We start from the raw sequence: 22500 nt of genomic DNA, 5'->3' as shown, positions 1-22500 counted from the left end.
GGAAGGTCCAAGTGAATTGGGAATTGAACACCTTCACCTTGAAGAGCTTCTTTGGCTTTGGCAAACTCAGTCTTAGCTTTTTCTGCATTGTAGAGACCATCTTGACCATCCGCAAAATTGACACCAGACCATTCATCACCGTAAGTGCTCATTTTCTCTGTCACAAGGTCACCGAAGGTCTTATCACCTGCACTGACAAAATCAGAAGGAACAAAGAGGTTACGTAGAGCAAGAGCTGCCCCATCTTTACCATTAACTTGAGATTGATAAGCTGTACGATCAATAGCGAAGTTGATTGATTGACGGAAGTCTTTGTTTAGAAGAGCCTTCTTAGTTGATGTCTTTTCAGCATCTGACTTCTTAGCTGAGAATTTATAGCTTTGACGATCAATATTCACACCAATAGCTGCTGTAGACGCACCTGGTGCTGTGTAATAAATATTATCTTTATATTTCTTTTCTACTGACGCATAGTTAGAGCTCATAGGGAATACACGTGCAATGCTGAGAGCACCATCTGAGAAGCTACGCTCTTGAGCCTCCTGGTCAGAACCATCATAATATGACAATTTGATAGCGTCGAAATGCACGTTCTTCTTATCCCAATAATTCTCATTCTTAGTCAACTCGATAGATGATTTAGCTGTCAAAGATTTAAGAAGGAAAGGACCGTTATAAAGGATAGAGGTTGGGTCTGTTGACTTACCAAAATCTTTTCCTTTATTCTTAAGAAAGTCTTCGTTAACCGGGAAGAGCAAACCATAGGTTGTCTTAGAATTCCAGTATGGTTCTGGTTTTTTAAGGGTATATTGCAATGTGTGATCGTCGATTGCTTTGACACCTACATTTGAGAAATCTTTATTGGCACCAGAGAGGTAGTCAGACAAGCCTGCAATAGAATCTTGTACCAAATAGAGGGCTCCAGCTTTGGAATCAGCCGCATGCTTAAGACCAGTCACAAAGTCCTTAGCAGTCACATCAGCATACTCTTCACCTTCTGAAGTGTACCATTTAACACCCTTACGGATTTTATAGGTATAGGTAAGACCATCTTGAGAAACTGACCAATCTTCAGCTACAGAAGGAACAAGGTTCCCATATTTATCAGCTTCCATAAGACCATCTACACCATTAGTTACAGCAGTCTTAGTAGGTCCAGTATTTGACGTGATATAGTCTAAAGTTTCAGGATCTGAGTTATAAATATAACCATAAGTCGTTCCACTAGTACTTGACTTAGAAGAACAAGCCGCTAAGGCACCTACACTGAGGAGTGCCACACCCGCAAGGGCTAACCATTTGCTTTTTTTCATAAGATTTCTCCAAAAAATAAAATTTTACTCTTTCATTATAGCATAAATAATCAAGAAAAACAGTCGTTGTCAGACAATTTGCACAAGTATTTTACATGATAAAACACGATAAACTCAACAACCCCTTGTATTTCCTAGATTTCTAGCCGCTTCAATCAATTTATTTTTAATCACTCGTCATGCATAAAACAAAAAGGTCTAACACCTTGGTTAAACCTCTGTTTTTAAGTAAAAATTAGCCATTAAGAGCTTGAGCAGCTGTGATAATCGCCAAATTGTAAATATCTTCAGCACTAGCCCCACGTGAAAGGTCGTTAACAGGTTTATTAAGACCTTGCAAGATTGGACCGATAGCTTCGAACATTCCCAAACGTTGGGCAATCTTATATCCAATGTTACCTGCTTGCAAACCTGGGAAGACAAAGACATTGGCATGTCCTGCTACGTTACTATCTGGAGCCTTAATAGCAGCTGTTGCTGGAACAAAGGCTGCATCAAACTGCAACTCACCATCAATAGCCAAGTCAGGACGCATTTCTTTAGCAATATTTGTTGCTTGAACTACCCTGTCAACTTTTGGCGATTTAGCAGACCCTTTTGTTGAAAAGCTAAGCATGGCCACTTTAGGATCAATACCAAAAACTTTAGCTGTTTCAGCAGTATTAATTGCAATTTCTGCCAATTCTTGAGCATTTGGTTCAATGTTGATGGCACAGTCAGCAAACACCAAACGGTGATCGGTATTTTCACGGTTCATAAGGAAAACACCTGATGTACGTGAAATGCCTGGTTTTGTTTTGATAATTTGAAGGGCAGGACGTACCGTATCCGCTGTTGAGTGAATGGCACCTGAAACCATTCCATCAGCAAGACCAAGTTTAACTAGCATAACACCGAAATAGTTCACATCACGAAGCAACTTCTCTGCATCTTCGACTGTTGCTTTTCCTTTACGGATTTCAAGAAATTTTTCCTTCATTTCCTCAAAACCTTCATAGGTTTCAGGATTAATAATCGTATAGTTAAAGTCTGCAAAGCCAAGATCGTTCAAGATTTTGTGAACCTCAGCTGGGTCTCCCAAAATAATAGGATCCACCAATCCTTCAAATTTCAAACGGGCAGCAGCACGAACCACACGGTCGTCGTTACCCTCAGGGAAGACAATCTTAACACCTTTCCCTGCAATACGTTCACGAAGTTCACCAAATAGACTACGCATAAAAAATCCTCAATCAATCTTTTTTAGTTTGTAAGTTCATGATAACGGTTTCAAAATCATCTGTCAAGGAAGATGCATGGACCATCTCTTTTTTGGTGAACGGATCTATAAAGGCAAGTCGATGACAATGCAAGGCTTGTCGCTTAATACCGTAGTCTAGGGACCCGCCATAAAGGTCGTCTCCCAAAAGAGGCAAACCTAAGTGGGCAAAGTGCACACGAATCTGGTGCGTACGTCCAGTATGAAGATTGATATCCACCAACTTCACTCGACCATAATCAGCTACCAAGCGATAGCTCGTATGGGCATATTTCCCTGATTTATGAACCCGACGTGTAATAATGGAATCCACATCACGCGCAATCGGTGCAATGATTTCGCCCTGCTCCTCAAGTTTGGTATCACCTTCAACCAAGGCATAGTAATGCTTCTTAATAGACTTCTGCTGCAACTGTTTATCCATTCGCGCGTGGGCATATCCATGCTTAGCAAAGAGCATAAGACCAGACGTGTCCTTATCAAGACGTGTCACGATATGCACCCGCTGGTTAGGATAATTATTGCTGACAAAGTGATATTTGACAAAATTAGCCATAGTATTATCATGGTTAACACTTGGAATACTAGCATAGCCATAGGGTTTATTAATCACCAAGAAGTTATCATCCTCATAAACTATATCCAAGTCAAAAGGAATTGGCTTCAAGGTTTCATGTGGTGCCTCATCAGGGATTTCTATGGCAACCACGTCTCCCTCATGAACAGGATAAGTCGCAAACTGCTCCTCACCATTGACCCAGATATGACCACCCTCAAACTTAATCTTGGCCAGAAGTCCTTTTGAAACATCGTGCTCCTTCAAAAAGGTCTTAACTCGACATGAACGTCCTACAGTAAATTCATATCTCATTCTTCCATGTCTCCAATAAAGGAATCACGGACCCGTTCCCAGAAACTTGTGTGACTGGCACTGGCCACAAAGGAAATCTTACGTTGGTCGATTGAAAATTCTACCTTTTTCACATTACGGTTGGTATAGGTTTTATTATCAACGGATAGAGTGTAGCTTCCCATTCGGGTAGGATAAACGGTAATCTTCTCATGCTTGGGCACAATAAGGGGACTTCCTAAGGTCCGGTACACACGATTATTAAGACTGGCAATCTCTGTCAGTTGCAAGGCTTCAATGGTAGGATGAAGGACCGCACCACCTAAAGATTTATTGTAGGCCGTTGATCCTGTAGGCGTTGACACCGACAGCCCGTCACCACGGAAGCTCTCAAACAAGACATCATTAAGGCAAACATCTGCTGCCATGGTTTTCTCATTACGCTTGATGGCTGCTTCATTGAGGGCAATCGACGTAAAAGAACGCCCATCAGCCAGGGTCAATTTGACATTCAAAAGAGGGTAAGAAATCTTAGCACCACTGTCTTTTCGAAGCGTCTCGATTAATTGATCTACTTCAGTGTCCAAATAATCCGTATAAAAGCCTAGGTGACCCGTGTGAATCCCTACAAAACGCACACGAGCAAGCTCTTTTTCATACATATGAAAGGCTGATAGCAACATGCCATCACCACCAATTGAGATGACCACATCTGGATTTTTCTTGGTCAAATAAAAATCAGGATCATCTCGAAAGGCATTAAAAAGTTTTGAGGCCACACGCCTACTTTGGGGTTTGCCATTGGCAATAATAGCTACCTTCATCTCATCCGAAGAGGTCTTCATCTGTGTCATCACTATTTCCTACACTATCCTTCAAAGTTCTGTTAATTGGATCAAAGAGCAACTGAGCATCTCTAATATCATCACGTATCTTACGCATTTCTTCATCAAGTTCATAAGCCATGCGGGCCGTAGTTTCCAAGCGAAGCTTAATTTCCTCTGGAAAGTTCCCCTGATACTTGTAATTAAGGGAATGTTCAATGGTGGCCCAAAAGTTCATGGCCAAAGTCCTAATCTGAATCTCTGCAAGAATCTCCTTACGACCATCAATGGTATCAACGGGATAAGAGATAATAACATGATAAGAGCGATAACCCGAATGTTTACGGTTTCTGATGTAGTCACGCTCTGAAACAATGGTCATATCACTACGATGACGCAGCAAAGCCAAAACCTCATCCACATCATCGACAAACTGGACCATGACTCGGAGACCAGCGATATCCTGCATATCTTGAGCCAAATTTTCAACCGAAAGGCCACGAAGGGCGATTTTCTCCTCAATGGAAGCCACTGACTTCACACGTCCTGTCACAAATTCAATAGGCGAGTGACGATTTTGCTTACGAAATTGTTTCCGAATGCCTCGGAGCTTAATTTTGAGCTCACCTACGGCCTGAATATAGGGGTCTAAAAATTGTTCCCAATCCATGGTCAAGATAGGACTCCTCCTTGTCAAAAGCTTTAGTTTTTTATAAAATAAATACAATCTGTTATATTATACCACATTTGAAAGCACAAGGGAGGACACACATGAACCATTTAGAGATAGAGTACAAGACTCTACTCACCAAAGACGAGTACAATCGTTTAGCGATGCTTTTCTCCCATGTGACACCTGTTACGCAAACCAACTACTACATCGACACTCCTCAGAGTGACATGAGAAACAAAAAACTATCCTTGCGTATCAGGACACTTCCCACTCATGGTGAGCTGACCTTGAAGATCCCTGAAAAAGTCGGGAACATGGAGTACAACCTTACCATGGATTGTGCGGACGCTAAGGCTTTGACTAAGTCGCTGGACTTTCCTGATTGTCAAATCAAGTCCATTCTTCTAGAACGTGGGGTTAAACTAGAGGACCTAACCATCCTCGGACATTTGACCACTACCCGTCGCGAGTACCAGACCAACATCGGCCTCATGGCCCTCGATGTCAATGTCTATGCTGATAAGAAAGACTACGAGCTTGAACTAGAAGTTTCGGATGCTGAGAAAGGTAAAGACGACTTTGATGCCTTCCTTAAAGAAAATAACATTGACTTTAAGTATGCCAAGAGTAAGGTTGCACGCTTTGTAGCTACCCTCAAACGAGACAAAGACTAAAAGTTAGACAAGGAGTTAGCTCCTTGTCTTTTTATGTTTAAACACATGCAACGTTAAATAATACAAGTATTTTATCTCATAAATGACTTCCAGAGGTCTAAAAACGCATACAAAGGCGTTTTATCTAACAAAGGTTCGGTATTTTTCACTAATACCACACTTTGAAGGCTGAAATTTCTGCTTCTTTTTGCTAAAATAGAACTATCTGTAGTTTTATTACAATAGCCCTAACTGGGCTTAGCATCTTATTTTTTTAAAGGAGTCACCATCGTCATGATACATCAAAAAGCAAACCCACAATTGAAATTGTTCTCGCTCAGCTCAAACCCAGAAATTGCTGAAAAAATTGCTGAGGCTACTGGATTGCCACTTGGTAAAGTATCTTCACGTCAATTTTCTGACGGTGAAATCATGATCAACATTGAAGAGTCTGTTCGTGGGGACGATATCTATATCATCCAATCTACTAGCAACCCTGTTAACGACCACCTTTGGGAATTGCTCATCATGATTGATGCCTGCAAACGTGCCAGTGCTAACTCTGTCAACGTTGTTATGCCTTACTTTGGTTATGCACGTCAAGACCGTATCGCTGCGTCACGTGAACCAATCACTGCTAAATTGATTGCCAATATGCTAGTTAAAGCTGGTGTCAATCGTCTCTTGACGCTTGACCTTCACGCTGTCCAAGTTCAAGGATTCTTCGATATCCCAGTAGATAACCTCTTCACAATGCCTTTGTTTGCTGAATACTACAACAAAAAAGGATTCACAGGAAGTGATGTTGTCGTTGTTAGCCCTAAAAACTCAGGTGTTAAACGTGCTCGTAGCTTGGCGGACTACCTTGATGCACCAATCGCTATCATTGACTACGCTCAAGATGATTCAGAACGTGAAGAAGGCTACATCATCGGTGAGGTTGAAGGAAAAACAGCAATCTTGGTTGATGATATCCTTAACACTGGTAAAACGTTTGCTGAAGCTGCTAAAATCCTTGAACGTGGTGGCGTTAAAGACATCTATGCAGTAGCTAGTCACGGTCTCTTTGCAGGAGGTGCTGCAGAAGTCCTCAACGCTGCCCCAATTAAAGAAATCTTGGTGACAGATTCAGTTGCAACTAAAGAAAAAGTTCCTACAAACGTTAAATACATTTCAGCAAGTAAGCTAATCGCTAACGCTACTACTCGTATTTTCGAACGTCAACCACTTAGCCCACTCTTTGCTTACACTGCAAACGAGGACTAAGCTATGGTTTATTTGGACAATGCGGCAACAACTCCTTTAAATACTGCTGCTATTTCAGCTATGACACATGTCATGACTGAAACCTTTGGGAATCCATCCAGCCTCCATGCTTACGGTCGACAGGCTTCTAAGGAACTTCGTGAAGCCCGTGAAGAAATGGCCAAACACTTTGGAGTCCCTGCTCGCAAGCTTATTTTCACTTCTGGTGGGACTGAAGGAAACAATACAGCTATCAAAGGTTACGCCCTAGCCAATCAAGCTAAAGGTAAGCACCTGATTACAACTGCTATTGAACACCACTCTGTCCTTCACACCATGGCCTACTTGGAAGAGCGTTTTGGTTTTGAAGTAACCTATATTCAACCAGAAAACCAAGTCATTACTGCCCAACAAATCGCTGATGCCTTACGTGACGATACCATTCTGGTTTCTGTTATGTATGCCAATAATGAGACTGGCCAATTACTTCCTATTAAGGAAATTGGTGACTTGCTTGCCAATCACCAAGCTGCCTTCCACGTCGATGCCGTTCAGGTAGCAGGAAAACTTCCTATTCACCCAGAGGAACTTGGAGCCGATTTTCTCTCTATTAGTGCCCATAAATTCCACGGACCTAAAGGTGTCGGCTTGCTCTATCATAACGATTTGCATTTTGACAACCTACTCCACGGTGGTGAGCAAGAAGAAAAACGCCGTGCCAGCACTGAAAATCTGGTCGGTATTGCAGGTATGACCGCTGCTTACAAGCATGCTAGTGACCACTACCAAGACAATTACCAACATGTTGAAACGATTCGTCAGGCCTTTCTAGATTCCCTTACCATTCCTTATGAAATTAATGGCGGAGGATCTAGCCTACCTCACGTTATCAATATTAGCTTTACTGGTAAGGAAAATGGGCCTCTCTTAACCTTGTTAGACCTAGCAGGCTTTGCTGTCTCAACAGGTTCTGCTTGTACTGCTGGAACTGTTGATCCAAGTCATGTCATCCAGGCCCTCTATGGCAAGGATTCTGACAAGCTAAAAACAGCCATTCGCATTAGTTTATCAGAGGAAAATACCGCTGAAGAACTCCAGGCCCTAGCAGAAAAACTTAATCAAATCATAGGAGACTAACATGGCATTTGAAAAAAGCATTCATTTGACTGACTGTAAGTACCGTTACACCATCAGTCCTAATGTCAAAAAATTCACCCTACGTGATACGACTTTTGTGCAAAATAAAATCGGAAACTACGAGTTGCACCGCCTTCTCGAAAAAGTGCCTAACTCAGGCGAAGGTTTCCCACTCAAAATCACTATTAACAAAGACTTGACTGGTTTCAAATTGTCAATTACAGACAAATCTGGTCTTCGTAACGTTAATATCTTTAAAAATGAAGATCATCACATCTTGCAAGAGAAATTCTATTTCTTGATGCAGAGTTTGGTTGACCGTAACGTTTTCGAACAAGAAGAAGTCTAAATTTTTTCTTACTACATAGAAAGAGCCTATCCTTGTGATAGGTTTTTTATATCGCCTCATCTACACTATTTTGTTGCAATCTTCACAAACTTTTCTTAAAATATAAGAGAATCATACTAATTGAAGAAAGGAAAGCGATCAATGACATTTGAGAAAAACATCCCAAACGCCACTGCCAAACGTCTCTCTCTCTACTATCGTATTTTCAAGCGATTCCATCGTGAAAATATCGACAAAGCAAGCTCTAAACAAATTGCTGAAGCTATTGGGATTGACCCTGCCACTGTTCGTCGAGACTTCTCCTACTTTGGTGAGCTAGGTCGTCGTGGTTTTGGTTATGACGTGAACAAGCTAATGACATTTTTCGCTGAACTCCTTAATGACAATGCGACTACCAAAGTACTTCTCGTAGGTGTAGGGAATGTCGGGCGTGCCCTCCTCCACTATCGTTTTCAAGAGCGTAATCGCATGCAGCTAGTCATGGCTTTCGATACAGACGATAACGAACTGGTTGGAACTCAAACCGAGGACAAGATTCCTATCTATGGGATTTCCCAAATTAAGGACAAGATTGCTCAAGAAGATATCAAAACAGCCATCCTGACAGTGCCATCAGTTAAAGCTCAGGAGGTGGCTGATCTTTTGGTTGATGCTGGAATTGAAGGCATTCTCTGCTTCTCTCCGGTCAACCTCAATCTTCCACGCCACGTGGTGGTCCAATACGTAGACCTGACTAGCGAACTACAAACCCTACTCTATTTCATGAAAGAAGAAGAAAAATCAAGGAGAAACAATGACTAAACCAATTATCGGAATCACTGCCAATGTAAGGCCTAATCCAGCCCATGAAGATATCAACTGGTCCTATGCCCCAACTGGCTTTGTAGAAGGAGTTCAAAGAGCCGGAGGCCTAGCAATCCTACTACCAGTATCCGATCCATCGGAAGCCAAGACCTATATCTCCATGATTGACAAGCTCATCCTTATCGGTGGGCAAAACGTTGACCCTAAATTCTACAACGAAGAGAACCATGCCAGTGAGGATGACTTCTTCCTCGAACGTGATATCTTTGAAATGGCACTTATCGAAGAAGCCACTAAGCAAAAGAAACCCATCTTTTCAATCTGTCGTGGAACCCAACTCATGAACGTCGCACTAGGTGGTAGCCTCCACCAAGACATCGAGAATCACTGGCAGGACAAGCCTTCTGATTACCTCTACCATGAGATGATTGTTGAAGAGGACAGTAAGTTGGCAGAAATTTACGGACGTGAAACCTCTATCAACTCCTTCCACCATCAAAGTATCAAACACTTGGCCTCTGACCTTCGTGTCATAGCGCGTGACCCTGAGGACAACACTGTCGAAGCTGTTGAGTCAAATACTCCAGACCTTCGCTTCCTTGGTGTACAGTGGCACCCAGAGCTTCTCCTAGACAAACGTGAAGAAGACCTCAAACTCTTTGAATACGTCGTTAACGAACTTTAAAAGCAACTGAGACTGCACTCAGTTGCTTTTCTCTTGTCTTTATCACATTGGCTCAATCTAAAGCTCAAAATCCTCCCTCTCCTCACGAAAAGAATAATAGGTCGATTTGCCAACAATCAGATGATCAAGCAGACAAATCCCCAAATCATCACAAGACCTCTTAATCTTTTGCGTAAAATCAATATCATTTCGACTCGGATAGGCCTCACCCGACGGATGATTGTGAACCACAATCAAGGACGTTGCCATCAGATGACAAGCATAATGCAAGATCTCACGTGGCTCGGCAATCGAACGACGAACACCACCAATAAAGACCGTCTTTTGCTGAATAATACGATTCTGCGTATCCAAATAGATAGCCACCAGATGCTCCTGAGGCTTGTCACCAATATCCAACATCATACGACGGGCCACCTGCTGACTGGACATAATCTGCTCGGAACGAGCCAACTCGGCCTTCTCAATCCGCTTAGCCAACTCCACCATAGCCTTCAGCTCAATCGACTTCACACGCCCAATACCAGGAATCTCCTGAAGCTCATTCAAGGACAAACGAGACAAATCCGCCAAACTCGTCATCCCTTTCAAAATACGATTAGCCATAGATAAGACCGACTCAGACTTGGTTCCTGTCCGCAGCACTATCGCCAACAACTCCTGGTCCGATAAAACCTCTACTCCCTTCTGTAAAAGTCGCTCACGAGGCAAAAGTCCCGACTCCTCAGATACAATACTATACATAAGAAAAAACCTCCTACTTACCTATTCGTAAGTGGGAGGGGGATAATTACTATTTCATAGTATTTTTACTACTCTTGGATGTAAATCGACGTTTTATTCTTCTCAAAATATACTTCACAGCAGTTCCTGGACCTACAATAATATATTTGAGAGCACCTTTTATACCACCGATATTATCAAAATTAATATAGGTATTTGGTAAAGTATCAGGTCGGATATTTAACACAACATTATCTACAAAAGGCGTAATATAGATATCATTTTTTGCAATCGCATAATCATAACGTCTTGCCCATGCAAGGTAAACTAGAATACGCTCAATTGAATGCAAAATGGTATGTTGAGGAATTGGTTCTGCTGGGATTTCTTCATCTTGCAAATCAAGGTCAAACAACGGTTTCAAAGCATCATACTTAAACCAAATAAATGTTCCATAACTCATGATAAAAGTATTCATCTTATCAAAGTCAATTTCTCGACCAAGATTCATACGCTCCCATAAATCATTCATTCCTTCGGCAAAACGATTCTCATTCCAAGGATCCACAATTTTAGTATAACGGAAGAAAGTTGGAATATCAGCAATTACAAGCCCTAACCTATCATCACGTTCTAGATTTGCAATAATATTATCAGCAGGTTGAATTAACATTGAGAAAAGTTCATTTCGCCATGAATCTCCAACCCAATAAGGGTATTCTGGTGATTTTTTCGTATGGAAATGTCCAATATAATCATAAGCAGAAAGTTCATCTTTCAACTTAAGCATTGGAATAACATCACGTCCACGATTCCCAGTAATAAAGATTCGAGCTACTTTTCCATTCTTATCAAGGATAGACTGGATCTCTTCCTTCTTCTCTTCTGAATCCGTTGTTAAGAAGAGGTCATAAGTAAAGTGAAAATTCTCAAATTGCTTCAAAAAGTCTTCGAGTAAGTCGACATAGTAGGTGTGAAGATGTACAGCAATTTTTTTAGTGTCTGAATATGTCTGTGAGCTTTCCTCAATGACTTTGCGATCAAGTAAATAAGGGGGAGTCGGTAAACTCATATCCGACATGTGTGACAAAATGAATTCTACCGGATAGTCCGTTCTATTCTCAATTTCCTTAAGCAAATAAGGTGCAAGGTGCTGGGTTAAATCAAATGTCTTAACCTTAATAAATGGAACCCCTGCATCAAGCAAAACATGAGGATAATGAATTGTAAAATTACTATGGAAAAACTTATCATTTAGTGGAATCGTATTAAGAATCGATTCATACTTAAATCCAGCATCCATAAACTTCTTGGTATAAAGAGTTTCATAATTATCGATTACCTTTTGAACATCTTCGAAACTCTCAACTGATTTCCAAAACTTTTGGAAAACACTAGATTCAACTAAACGTTTTTTAAATGAAATAAAGTAAGATTGCAAATGTTCATGAATATAAATATCACCAGCTTTGATTCCTTGATGATTAGTCATACCCCAAAAATCTACATTTGAGTTTGATTCATATTTATCATAGATTGGTGCCATATCCCATAGAGGACCAAAACAGGTATCATTCATAACAGTGACAGAATCATACTGTTTCAAGTTATCAAATCCAACAAATTCCATACCATCATGCCAAGCAGCAAAATCGTAACCTTTATTCTCACGTTGGATAAAATCATCAATCAAGTGTTTATCACGAAGTTTCTGTACTTCACTTTCACTAAGACGACTATTTGAAATAAAAACCAATTTATCAAACAACGGTCTCATATGTTCAAGTTGATAAAACACATGTCGACTAATATGATCATATTTATTGAAATGAACATAAAGCAATAGACGTTTCATTTACTTCTCCTAAAGAAATTAATAATTTTAGTTGGTATTGTCCATCTTCTCGAAGTAACAACACTGTTATATTGGATTTGTAAGTCATCATATAAACTCTGTATACGATTCAACTCACTTTGAAAATCTTGATTTTCTTTCTTCAAGACTTCAATATACTCATTTTGGTCATGAGAAATTCGTGACACCTGATTCAGTCTTAAATCTAAATCTTCTATCTGACGGTCTTTTTTAAAAACTAAGATATCCAAATCACGATCCTTAACAAGGGCCAAGTGTGAAATTCTTTGAATATCCTGATCTGGGTACTTGTTGAGATATTTAATTTGAGAATCTAAGATACCTGTAAACCGCCTTTCAGCAGTCTCCAATGTCATAGGTTTTGAATCAGATCCCAAATTCATACGATATACAGTAGTGGAATCACTCAAAAAAGAAATTTTAGTGCGTTTGAATAATTCAAGTTGCAACTCAAATGTATCGTCTGCAGCTGTATCGCTAATTTGAGCAGATACATCTTGCATAAGAGCGGTATCAACCAACCAGGTTGAAGCCATTGTCATTCCTTTCATGACAAGCATCTCTTCGTAAGAATCAATTAAAGGAAGTGCCTTACTCGCAAAGGCATCTTTTTGGATAAGATTTCCGTCTAGGTCTACCATGTCAAATTCGGTATTTGACCATAGTGAATCTGTTGAAGCATCTAGCAAATCAACTTGCTTTTGAAGTTTTAATGGGTCCGTCCAAAAATCATCACTATCACATCTTGCGATGTACTGTCCCTTAGCTTCTTGGCAAACTTTTTTCCAAGTTCTAGTAATGCCAAGATTCACTTCATTACGAAAAGTTCTAACTTTTTCAGGAAACTTATTTTGATACTCTTGAATAAGCTCATACGAATGATCTGTTGAAGCGTCATCAATGATAATAATCTCGAAATCAAAAATTGTTTTCTGATTGAGAAAGCTATCCATAGCTTCTCGTACCCAATCCCCCTTATTATAATTGGTACAAATAATCGATACTTTCATTCAAACTTTCCTTTTTCTCTTAAGAAAAACTCCACTTCCCATTTCTTTGAATAATACCAGTTGCAGAATCTTTGGCTGACTCGTCATCTTCATCAATATCATCCCTATTTAGAACAATAACTGGAATCTCATCAGCCGGAAGAAAGGCTAGAACTTGGTTATTCGCATCCCTCACAGTAATTTCGAGTTTTAACTTAATATCATTTAGCCCTGCTAGTGAACACTGATAGTTTACTTTAACGTCACCCTTGCCACTTGTTAAGTTGTCCATCGTATTATCATTATAAATCCAAATATTACGATCAATATCTGTAAATGAGATAGCAATATAAGTAGGCACATCTTCTAGCAAGGTATACGTCAAATCAAATGAAATTGCTTCATTGGGTGTAGCTCTTTTAGAAGACAATAGTGATAACTTCAAATTTTCAACAACTGAACCACTTCTTTCAATTCCCGGTTGATCTGAAGTGATTACTTGTTCTGTATTGTCAAAGCTATATTGATTGGCAACGTCTCTAGGCTCGCCTTTGGCTTTAATGTATCCATCCTCAATTAAAATAGCCTTGTTACAGTACTTCTTAACAGCCCCCATATCATGGGTTACAAGAATTGTTGTTTTCCCTGATTTCTTACGTTCCATAAAGTAGTCATTACACTTACGTTGGAAAGCCTCATCACCTACTGCAAGAACCTCATCAAGGATAAGAACATCCCCCTGTGCCTTGATAGCCACAGAGAAAGCCAAACGGACCTGCATACCAGACGAGTAGTTCTTGAGTTTTTGGTTCATGAAATCTTCAAGTTCTGCGAACTCAACAATCTCATCATACATGGCGTCCACTTCTTCTGTCGTAAAACCAAGCATGGCTCCGTTCATATAAACATTCTCACGTCCAGTCAATTCAGGATTAAATCCGACACCAAGTTCAATAAATGAAACCATTTTACCATTTACTGTAACCGTCCCTTGTTCAGGAACATAAATTTGAGAAATAATCTTCAATAATGTCGATTTTCCTGAACCATTTCGTCCCACGATCCCGAAGAAATCACCTTCCTCGACTTCGAAGTCAATATCCTTCAAAACATGTTGTTCTTTATAGCCTTTGATTCCTTTAAATCTATTTACTAAGGCAGTTCTAAGACTTTGAGTAGACTCAACCGGTAATTTGAAAAACTTACTTACATGGTCCACTTTAACTGCAATTTTCTTTTCTGTCATTAGAGAATCTCCGCGAATTTTTTAGCTTGATGATGGAAAATGTAGTAACCAATAGCAAAGATAACAAGTGGTAGGAAATATGGAATAATAGCAATAGCTTTATGACCAATTAAATCCCAACCACGTAAGCTACCCGAGAAGACAATAAAGTGTCGCAAGTCCTGAATAATTTGTGCTAAAGGGTTCAACATCATCAGTTTTGCAATCTTAACTTGTCCACGTTGCAAAATAAATGTCAACGAATAGATAATAGGTGTCGCATACATACCAGCTTGCATCACTACTTCCCAAATTGGACCAATATCACGGTACTTAACAAAGAGCGTTGCTAAGACAAAGGCAATACCGGCTGAGAAAAGGAAAAGTTCAGCAAACAATGGAATAACTGTCAACCATCCTAGTGAAAAATTAACACCGTTTACCAAGGCAAATACAAAGACAACAAGGAGGTTAATCACATAGTTAATTGAAGCTCCAACAACTGAAGAAATAACAATAATTTCTTTTGAAAAATTCAATTTTCGTAACAAGTCTCCCCTTGATACAATTGACATCATCCCCATACTTGTCGCTTCTGAAAAGAAACTCCATGTAACCATACCGATTAAGAGACCGATAGCATAATGCGGTGTCCCGTCATCAAAACGCAAGAAGCGAACAAACACTAGGTACATAATTGTAAAGAGCATAAGTGGTTTCAAAATAGACCACAAATGACCGATTAAACTACCTTGATAGCGCAATTTGAAATCGGTTTTAACCATTTCTCGTAACAAAATACGATTTTTCTGACTAAAAAAGTCTAACATCTTTCTCTCCTCTATATGCAAACTTTGTAAGAATCAATGTCGTAAAGACAGTTGTGTGAAATGCTCTATTTTTTCGATAACCGTATTTTCGAATACGTGCTAAACGTTCTCTAAATGGAGCATCCATAATTGTTACAAAGTTTTCAATGATTTCCTTATTCTGTGAACTTAACGGGAGTTCCAGCAAATTTTTAGCCTGGTCTTGGCTAGCTTTGATAAGACTCCAATATTTGGCAAAAAGGATATGGGGTCTAACCCAATTTTTCATCCGCTTTCGCAAAGTTCGAGCTCCAAGGACATTACTACTATGTTGACGATAGAGCTCAGTTGGCTCATCAATATAGACTAAGTTACCAAAGGCAGAAGCTAGCAAGCCTAGATACCAGTCATGCATCAGTAAATCATACTTTTCCTCACCAGTCCATAGTTCTGCTAAAGCGTGGTTAATCATAGCAACACCACCAGTAACTGTATTTTCAGTCAACTCTTGAATCAGCTCAGTATTGGCATGGTCAGACTGAGTACGAATCATACTCTCATGGAGGACTGATAAATTTTCATCTACTACCTTTAAATCGGTGTAAATGAGTAAAGGCTTATCCTGAGAATACTTTTTTGCTTCTGTCACTTGAAGTGAAATCTTTTCAGGAAGCCAAAAATCATCCTGGTCACTGAAACAATATAGGTCTGCCTTACTATACTTAAGAAGTGCGTGGAAACTTTTGATTACACCAACATTCTCGATATGATTCTCATTAATAAAGTGAATACGTGAATCTCGTGTAGCCAGTTGTTTAATAAGTTTGACTGTTCCATCAGATGAACCATCGTCACGTATGAGAAGTTCCCACTCCTGATAGGTTTGCTCTTGGATACTCTTAACTTGTTCCTCTAAATACTGCTCACCATTGTAGGTTGACAGTAAGATATTTACTTTCATGATAAAAATAACTCCTCGTACTCACCCACAATTTTTTTCCAAGTAAAGTTCTGTTTCATATTCTCCTTAGCTAACCTACCTAGTTCAGAAGAATCAAAGATACCGTCTACTTGGTCAATCAAATGAGACAGATTCCCCACTTCTTTTTTCCAGTAACGAGCCGTATCTTGAGCTACAGACTTGTTAAAAGAGACACCTAATACTAAATTCAAATCAGTTTGTGCCATAGCTTCCAGTAAGCCAGGGTTGGTTCCTCCAACTTCGTGACCATGAATATAGGCAAAAGCTTCTTTGCGAATATATTTTAATAGGTCTTGATCATAAACTGTTCCAACAAACTTCACACGTGGATCCGTATCAAACTGTGTTTTGGAACGCAATTCCTCAAAATAAGCATTGCCCTCATGATTACAAATAATAATTAAATCACGTTTTGTTGAGGAACTCATAAACTCACGAATAGCCGTTTCATAATTATTTTCTGGAACAAAACGTCCAAGAATCAAATAATAGTTCTTCTCGTAAGTATTCCATGTCTTGTAAATATCTCTAACTTTAGCATCCTGATTTGTTAGTGTTGTCGGTGATAAATCTGTTCCATAAGCAATATAAGTTGTCTTAGACCACGGATAGGCATCTTGAATATAAGTTTCAATTCCTGGATTATCCGAGATAACCAAGTCAGCATGTCTTGTCATTACTTTCTCAGAATACTTTAGATAAGCTTGTACTGGCTTGGGCCACTTAGCTCGCTTCCACTCCAAACCATCTGGATTAATGTAGAATTTACCACCAATTCTATGAATCTTACCAGCAAAGGGAGCCACAAAGGCACCTATAGTATTTCCCAAAACATAGAAAATTGGTTCTTTTATATTTTTCTCACGGATTATCTTCAAAGCGTAATTAATAGCCATCATATCATAGGCAATAACGCGAGCAGGTCCTAATTTAGGTGCCTTAATCGTGAAACAATCTACACCTTTATATTCGAAATGCTCATAGGCCTTTTTATCAGAAAGGCAGGCAACATGGTATTTAATTTGGGATGAAACTTGGTTGGAGACTAATTGATCTACAAATGTCTCAAAACCACCGTATTTTGCTGGAAGTCCGCGACTTCCGATAATGAATACGTGTTGCATAAATCCCCTTTCTAACAAGTCTATAATCTAGTCAATTATACCATTTTACAAGGCTTTTGCCTAATGCAAACAGAAAAGCAGCCACAGAGGACTGCTTGAAAAAAAGTTAAAAATTATTTTTCACACCATAGTACTGAAGGATTGTCAATACTACTGACATCAATATAAATAGATTGGCAATAACATAAACAAAATATTCTCGTTTATCTGTTGTTTCCTCAGAATCTATGTTATTTTGAGGATAAAATACTTTGGAACAGTTGACAAATAAGCCTAATAGAAGTAATACCCCTGTGAAATAACGACCTTGGACACCAGCGAAACTAATATCAGCAGTTTGTCCCCACATAAGATAAGAAGTCATTAAAATACCAAATGAAACCCCAGTCGCTACAAGTGCTGTACCAACTTTACTAATTTTTGGCAAGGGCAAAGATTGGGGAATCATTAGAAGAATAGAACTTACGAAGATAAGATAATACCAAGAAATATTACCTAAACCATAGGTTAACCAACCAAAAGTAAATAGCGATCCCATCTTGTTTGGAATCAAATCAATCCATTCTCGCAGGAAGGTCTTGAAAAAAATATTGGCATGAGCAATAGTGAATTTTATCTTGTCCACAGGGTTTACACCATGCGTTACCTTACTTGCATTTATATCACTCGATTGCTTCAACCATAAGAAACTTAAAATTGCCGTAACAAAAATTAATAGAGCTGCATAAAGATAGTTCTTCTTAACTTTCATTTTTTCCTTCGGAATAAACAACAATAAGCCCACTAAAAGAACATAAGGTAATTTCATTGTTGCTAAAACCAAGCTCAATACAGCAAAAGTGATCATATCTTTTAGACTTACTTTTTGCTTTCTATTAATCAAATAACAGAATTGTGCTATCAGATAAAATGTTACTGCATTAACCATTCCATCAGTACTGAAAGAAGCCGCTAAATAGACACACATTGGTAATAAAGCAATCGCTCCGAAAAGAATTTCAAAACCTTTAGCTTTTTTTATAGCAAGGCGAGTAATTAAGGCATAACAAACTAAATTACAAAATCGACCTAAAATAACTAACCATAGCAGACTAAGTCCCAGGATCCTTGCTATCCAAATACCAATTGCTTGAGGAATGTAAGGAATAAAAGACGATGCATTGGTAACAATAAAGAGTGAAGAATGTACCTTTTTAAAAGATACCTTTATCTTATCTAAGCCAGTTTGCTTTAAAGGAACTTTAAACTCTTTAGTAACCTTACTAACATCATCTGAAACTTTTAAATCCTTGTCTTTTTTCGGTAGATAAGCATGGAAATCTGCTACATATAATGCACGAGCAAAATGTGCATTCTCATCTGGAATGTCAAGGTTAGGGGAAGAAACCACGAATAAACTTCCTGAAAGTACAATGGCAATAGCTATTTTATTATAAAATTTCCCTGGCAATAAAATAATGATAGAAAAGAATATGCCTGTTACTAACAATAAACTTTTAGGAAGATTTACAAGACTACCACCTAAATATATATATATTACTCCAATTGTAAGCCAAACCAGGATAACCTGTATCCAGTGTTTACGTAAATTTTTCAAAAAATCAGAAGAAACTTCCTGCATTTTTGAAGCAATTAAATCTGTCCGCATTATCACTCAACTACCTTTCACTTTTTTGATAACTGGCCAAAGACTAAAACCACCGTATTTCAAGAATTTCAAAAATACAGGGACAACATATGATAACGATGAATTAATATTTACTTTTTGAACGCCATGTTTAACATACTTATTTTTATCCCAATGTTTACCAAAATACTTTTCCATAAAGATAATAATATCTTTAAAATCTTGTTTTGTAGCCTCAGGGTAATTTAACAAACGATAAGTGTGTCCGACACATAGGTGCTCAATCGCTAAATATTGCAACTCATCCTTATAGGTTTCGAATTTATCATTGAATAAATCAAATAAATACTTTAATGAATCGTAAATGTCAAATATATTCGATTTATTAGAATTCATGATAGAGCCGGCTGTATTCACCGTATACTTATATATTGGTATTTGAATATAGCTCACGCTAGAACATAGAGAAGTTATATATGGCATCAAAGCAATATCTTCGTAAATTTTTCCTATAGGAAAACGATATTTACTTAAGAATTCTGACCTATAAATTCTAGTCCAAGAAGCATGTTTAGTTAATAGGAAATAACGTAGATTCACTTCTTCAGATTCTAATTTCGAATAAAAAGGATTTACATTTAGGTGCTTAAGTAATTTGCCCTCCGAATCAACTAAATCAAAATCAAAGTAAATAACATCACTACCTTTATTCAAAATAAAGTTTTGAATATAGTTTGGACAAATAGAATCGTCAGGATCAATAAAAGTGACATATTCACTATCACTCACCAAATCAAGTCCTGCATTTCTAGCAGAAGAAACTCCACCATTTTCTTTATTAAGGAGTTCAATAAATGAAAATCTATTTGAATACTCTTCTATGATTTTTTTAGAATTATCGGTACTTCCATCATTTACACATATTACTCTCAGTGAACATTCTTCAAGTTTATTTTGCTCTACAATACTATCCAAGCAATTAGAAAGTAAGTTTTCCATATTGTATATTGGAATAATTACAGTCAAATCGTAAGTCATTGTCTTCTCTCTTTAATTCTTTCTCTAAAATAAATAATTGAAATACCAAACACATACACAATCATAACTACTAAAAAGGCTAATGAAGCACCAAGCATTCCCCACGAATAGATAAACGTCTTAGTAATTAATAAAGTAACAATCAACATAGCAACATAAATAGCAATCAGTAGGTGTTGCTTTCGCATAATGGTAAGGATATTTTCAAAAATAATCGCGACAGCGTACAAAACTCCAGCTAAAATCAAAATTGTAAATGGTAGCTGATAAGATGCTAAATCTAATCCAAAGACTAGTCCTAACACCTGGACCCCTAGTAAATAGGCTAAACAAACTACTAGTAACCCACCACCTATAATATACAGCAGAAGTTTTTTGATAATCGAGTCAAATTTATCGCATTCTTTATCCACATACAGAAAAGCAAGTTGTGTAATCAAAGGACGAACCATTAGAATAATAAGGCTCATGAAAAAGACAGGCATGAAGAGAATATTGAAATCTCTTTGCATTCCTGTTTGTAATACTCCCTCAGATAAACCTCGCTCAATGATTAATTTAGGCTCATTCAAAACATAAAGTAGTATGAAACCGTTCAAGAAAAGTGGAAAACACTCCTTAAGGATATCCAGAGACTCATGAATCTTCCTTAGGTCAAATACTCCTCTCCAATTAATTGATTCGAAGTGATGAACAAATCTAAACTCATACAAAAGGATAAAAAGTCCATTCCAAATGGTCAAAGCTAGCAAGGATGCAATAAGGGATTTTGAAACAATCAAAGCAAGAAATAAGACCACCGTACTAGTCGAATAACGATAGAACATGGTCTTCCCTGCAATATCCATACGCTCACGTTGTTGAAACAACCCCTGAAAAAGATCAGAGACTGAATCCCAAGCTCGATATAAAATCATCAGAAACGCCATTAAAATAACAGACGAGGTATATCTATTACCTCCTATTATCTTTAAATAAGGTAATAGTGTTACTATCATGGCAAGTATCGTTAAAATACGGGCTTGAAAGTACGCTCTAAACGAATGCTTCTGCCTTACATCTGTTCCATGATAATTTCGAACTTGAAAAAGACCGATAACTACCCAGAGAGTCCCGATAGACCAGACCAAACTAAATTGGTCAGCAAGAGACGCTGAAGTCAATCGAGTAACGATTAAGAGATATAAAACCGATACACCTGAGGCTGCTAAATTTCCCAGCAAATTCCAAAAATATATCGTTTTTGCATCTGGAAGCTGACTTTTTTTACTCATCTTTCCCTCTCAAAGCAATTGTTTGTACTAAGTTTTTGAACTTTGTATCAAGTTTAGATAAGCGAACTGTTAATTGATATTGATTAATCAGTAGAAGGAAAATGATAAAGAGGAAAATAAAGTTTACCGCCGAAACAATTCCTAATGCTCTCGCAATTATCTCAGCTAATTTTGGAAAGACACTAAATACAAGTAAAACTAGTGAAAAGAAAATCCAAAATAGTGAGTCATTAATTTGGACTTGAGATTTTCGAATTCCTCTAAGAATGAAGGTAACTGTCGCTAAAGATACAAAAATTAGAACAATTTGAAACCAAATAGTCATGGAGTCTAGCCTCGCTTTCTAAAGTTTTGAATGAGAAGGATTGACACAAACATATGTGTCATATATTTAATAGAACGAGAAAGAGTCAAGTAACTTTCTCCCGCTTGTCTATCTTCCATTCTAACTTGTGCTTCCGCAACTTTTACGCCATTACGGATGAGATAAGACACAGTATCTGGCTCTGGACCATAGTTAATATTGAGTGCAAACTCTTTAATTAAATCTTCTGAGAACATTCTCATTCCTGAAGTTGGGTCCTTAATTGTCTTACCTGTGGTAAGTTTAATAGCTGAACTAATTAAGATATTACCTAACATTCGTAAAGAATTTGGTCGTTTCTCTGTAACAAATCGAGAACCAATAACTAAATCAAAGCCATCATTGATTTTTTCTTCCAAACCTTGAATATATTCTGGTAAGTGTTGACCATCTGCATCAAATTGCACCGCCTTTTTATAACCATGCTCATATGCATATCTTAAGCCTGTTTGAAAAGCGCCAGCAAGACCGAGATTCACTGGCAAATCAACAATATTGTAATGATTCTCATGGCAAATTTGCGAAGTCTTATCACGAGAACCATCATTGATAATGACGTAGTCATATTGAGGATAATTTTGAATGATGTTGTTAACAACATTTTCAATCGAGCCTTCTTCGTTATAGGCTGGAATAATAATGAGTAAATCTGACATTTTTATACGTAGTTTCTCCTGA

At 38.2% G+C, this 22500-nt stretch carries 23 protein-coding genes; 6 read left to right on the top strand and 17 right to left on the bottom strand.

Annotated elements, in window-relative coordinates; all coding sequences use genetic code 11:
- The 5 genes from HMPREF2607_RS08940 to HMPREF2607_RS08920 all read right to left on the bottom strand — a co-directional run.
- Positions 1-1313, bottom strand: a 1313-nt coding sequence (locus HMPREF2607_RS08940; protein ID WP_070476797.1) for a peptide ABC transporter substrate-binding protein, incomplete at its 3' end; no start/stop codon positions are given.
- Between the two features lie 235 nt (positions 1314-1548).
- Entirely contained in the window at positions 1549-2532 is a 984-nt protein-coding gene (gene pta / locus HMPREF2607_RS08935; protein ID WP_014634825.1) for a phosphate acetyltransferase, read from the bottom strand.
- 13 nt (positions 2533-2545) lie between these two features.
- Positions 2546-3442, bottom strand: a complete 897-nt coding sequence (locus HMPREF2607_RS08930; protein WP_014634826.1) for an RluA family pseudouridine synthase — start codon at positions 3440-3442, stop codon at positions 2546-2548.
- Positions 3439-4275, bottom strand: a complete 837-nt coding sequence (locus HMPREF2607_RS08925) for an NAD kinase (RefSeq protein ID WP_064521038.1) — start codon at positions 4273-4275, stop codon at positions 3439-3441. The genes HMPREF2607_RS08930 and HMPREF2607_RS08925 overlap by 4 nt, the downstream gene beginning before the upstream one ends.
- Positions 4247-4921 (bottom strand): GTP diphosphokinase, encoded by a 675-nt coding sequence (locus HMPREF2607_RS08920; RefSeq protein WP_002886840.1) that lies wholly within the window; start codon positions 4919-4921, stop codon positions 4247-4249. The genes HMPREF2607_RS08925 and HMPREF2607_RS08920 overlap by 29 nt, the downstream gene beginning before the upstream one ends.
- Before the next feature lie 95 nt (positions 4922-5016).
- Here HMPREF2607_RS08920 and HMPREF2607_RS08915 point away from each other — a divergent pair, with 95 nt between their 5' ends.
- From HMPREF2607_RS08915 to HMPREF2607_RS08890, 6 genes are all read left to right on the top strand, one after another.
- The gene (locus tag HMPREF2607_RS08915) at positions 5017-5592 is read left to right on the top strand and encodes a CYTH domain-containing protein (RefSeq protein WP_022496737.1); all 576 of its coding nucleotides are present in this window, start codon (positions 5017-5019) and stop codon (positions 5590-5592) included.
- Between the two features lie 273 nt (positions 5593-5865).
- A complete protein-coding gene (locus tag HMPREF2607_RS08910; protein WP_070476755.1) occupies positions 5866-6837 on the top strand; it encodes a ribose-phosphate diphosphokinase in 972 nt (323 codons plus the stop codon).
- A 3-nt stretch (positions 6838-6840) separates the two neighbouring features.
- Positions 6841-7953 (top strand): cysteine desulfurase family protein, encoded by a 1113-nt coding sequence (locus tag HMPREF2607_RS08905; protein WP_070476753.1) that lies wholly within the window; start codon positions 6841-6843, stop codon positions 7951-7953.
- Between the two features lies 1 nt (position 7954).
- Positions 7955-8302 (top strand): DUF1831 domain-containing protein, encoded by a 348-nt coding sequence (locus tag HMPREF2607_RS08900; protein WP_002884733.1) that lies wholly within the window; start codon positions 7955-7957, stop codon positions 8300-8302.
- A gap of 141 nt (positions 8303-8443) precedes the next feature.
- Entirely contained in the window at positions 8444-9103 is a 660-nt protein-coding gene (locus HMPREF2607_RS08895) for a redox-sensing transcriptional repressor Rex (protein ID WP_002884205.1), read from the top strand.
- Complete coding sequence (locus HMPREF2607_RS08890) at positions 9096-9791, top strand: gamma-glutamyl-gamma-aminobutyrate hydrolase family protein (RefSeq protein ID WP_038676526.1); 696 nt, start codon at positions 9096-9098, stop codon at positions 9789-9791. Before HMPREF2607_RS08895 ends, HMPREF2607_RS08890 begins: the two co-directional genes overlap by 8 nt.
- Before the next feature lie 57 nt (positions 9792-9848).
- Here the strand turns inward: HMPREF2607_RS08890 and radC are convergent, their stop codons facing one another.
- From radC to HMPREF2607_RS08830, 12 genes are all read right to left on the bottom strand, one after another.
- The gene (gene radC / locus HMPREF2607_RS08885) at positions 9849-10535 is read right to left on the bottom strand and encodes a RadC family protein (protein WP_070476750.1); all 687 of its coding nucleotides are present in this window, start codon (positions 10533-10535) and stop codon (positions 9849-9851) included.
- A 49-nt stretch (positions 10536-10584) separates the two neighbouring features.
- Positions 10585-12369, bottom strand: a complete 1785-nt coding sequence (locus HMPREF2607_RS08880) for a rhamnan synthesis F family protein (RefSeq protein ID WP_070476749.1) — start codon at positions 12367-12369, stop codon at positions 10585-10587.
- The gene (locus tag HMPREF2607_RS08875; protein ID WP_070476748.1) at positions 12366-13400 is read right to left on the bottom strand and encodes a glycosyltransferase; all 1035 of its coding nucleotides are present in this window, start codon (positions 13398-13400) and stop codon (positions 12366-12368) included. Before HMPREF2607_RS08875 ends, HMPREF2607_RS08880 begins: the two co-directional genes overlap by 4 nt.
- A 19-nt stretch (positions 13401-13419) precedes the next feature.
- A complete protein-coding gene (locus tag HMPREF2607_RS08870) occupies positions 13420-14625 on the bottom strand; it encodes an ABC transporter ATP-binding protein (protein ID WP_070476746.1) in 1206 nt (401 codons plus the stop codon).
- Entirely contained in the window at positions 14625-15434 is an 810-nt protein-coding gene (locus HMPREF2607_RS08865; protein WP_014634840.1) for an ABC transporter permease, read from the bottom strand. The genes HMPREF2607_RS08870 and HMPREF2607_RS08865 overlap by 1 nt, the downstream gene beginning before the upstream one ends.
- Entirely contained in the window at positions 15418-16374 is a 957-nt protein-coding gene (locus HMPREF2607_RS08860; protein ID WP_070476744.1) for a glycosyltransferase family 2 protein, read from the bottom strand. The genes HMPREF2607_RS08865 and HMPREF2607_RS08860 overlap by 17 nt, the downstream gene beginning before the upstream one ends.
- Positions 16371-17519, bottom strand: a complete 1149-nt coding sequence (gene cps2T / locus HMPREF2607_RS08855) for a beta 1-4 rhamnosyltransferase Cps2T (protein ID WP_070476742.1) — start codon at positions 17517-17519, stop codon at positions 16371-16373. The genes HMPREF2607_RS08860 and cps2T overlap by 4 nt, the downstream gene beginning before the upstream one ends.
- A gap of 106 nt (positions 17520-17625) precedes the next feature.
- On the bottom strand, positions 17626-19167 hold the full coding sequence (locus HMPREF2607_RS08850; protein WP_070476795.1) for a DUF2142 domain-containing protein: 1542 nt from the start codon (positions 19165-19167) through the stop codon (positions 17626-17628).
- A gap of 6 nt (positions 19168-19173) precedes the next feature.
- Positions 19174-20184: a glycosyltransferase gene (locus HMPREF2607_RS08845; protein WP_070476740.1), complete on the bottom strand. Its 1011-nt coding sequence runs from the start codon at positions 20182-20184 to the stop codon at positions 19174-19176.
- Positions 20181-21458: a lipopolysaccharide biosynthesis protein gene (locus HMPREF2607_RS08840; RefSeq protein ID WP_070476738.1), complete on the bottom strand. Its 1278-nt coding sequence runs from the start codon at positions 21456-21458 to the stop codon at positions 20181-20183. The genes HMPREF2607_RS08845 and HMPREF2607_RS08840 overlap by 4 nt, the downstream gene beginning before the upstream one ends.
- The gene (locus HMPREF2607_RS08835) at positions 21451-21783 is read right to left on the bottom strand and encodes a DUF2304 domain-containing protein (protein ID WP_011226332.1); all 333 of its coding nucleotides are present in this window, start codon (positions 21781-21783) and stop codon (positions 21451-21453) included. Before HMPREF2607_RS08835 ends, HMPREF2607_RS08840 begins: the two co-directional genes overlap by 8 nt.
- Before the next feature lie 5 nt (positions 21784-21788).
- Complete coding sequence (locus tag HMPREF2607_RS08830) at positions 21789-22484, bottom strand: glycosyltransferase family 2 protein (RefSeq protein ID WP_173018418.1); 696 nt, start codon at positions 22482-22484, stop codon at positions 21789-21791.
- Positions 22485-22500: the final 16 nt, after the last annotated feature.

It is taken from the genome of Streptococcus sp. HMSC078H03 (genome assembly GCF_001808655.1).
GTDB classification, from domain to species: Bacteria; Bacillota; Bacilli; order Lactobacillales; family Streptococcaceae; genus Streptococcus; species Streptococcus salivarius_G.
This window is presented reverse-complemented; position numbering and strand designations above follow the sequence as displayed.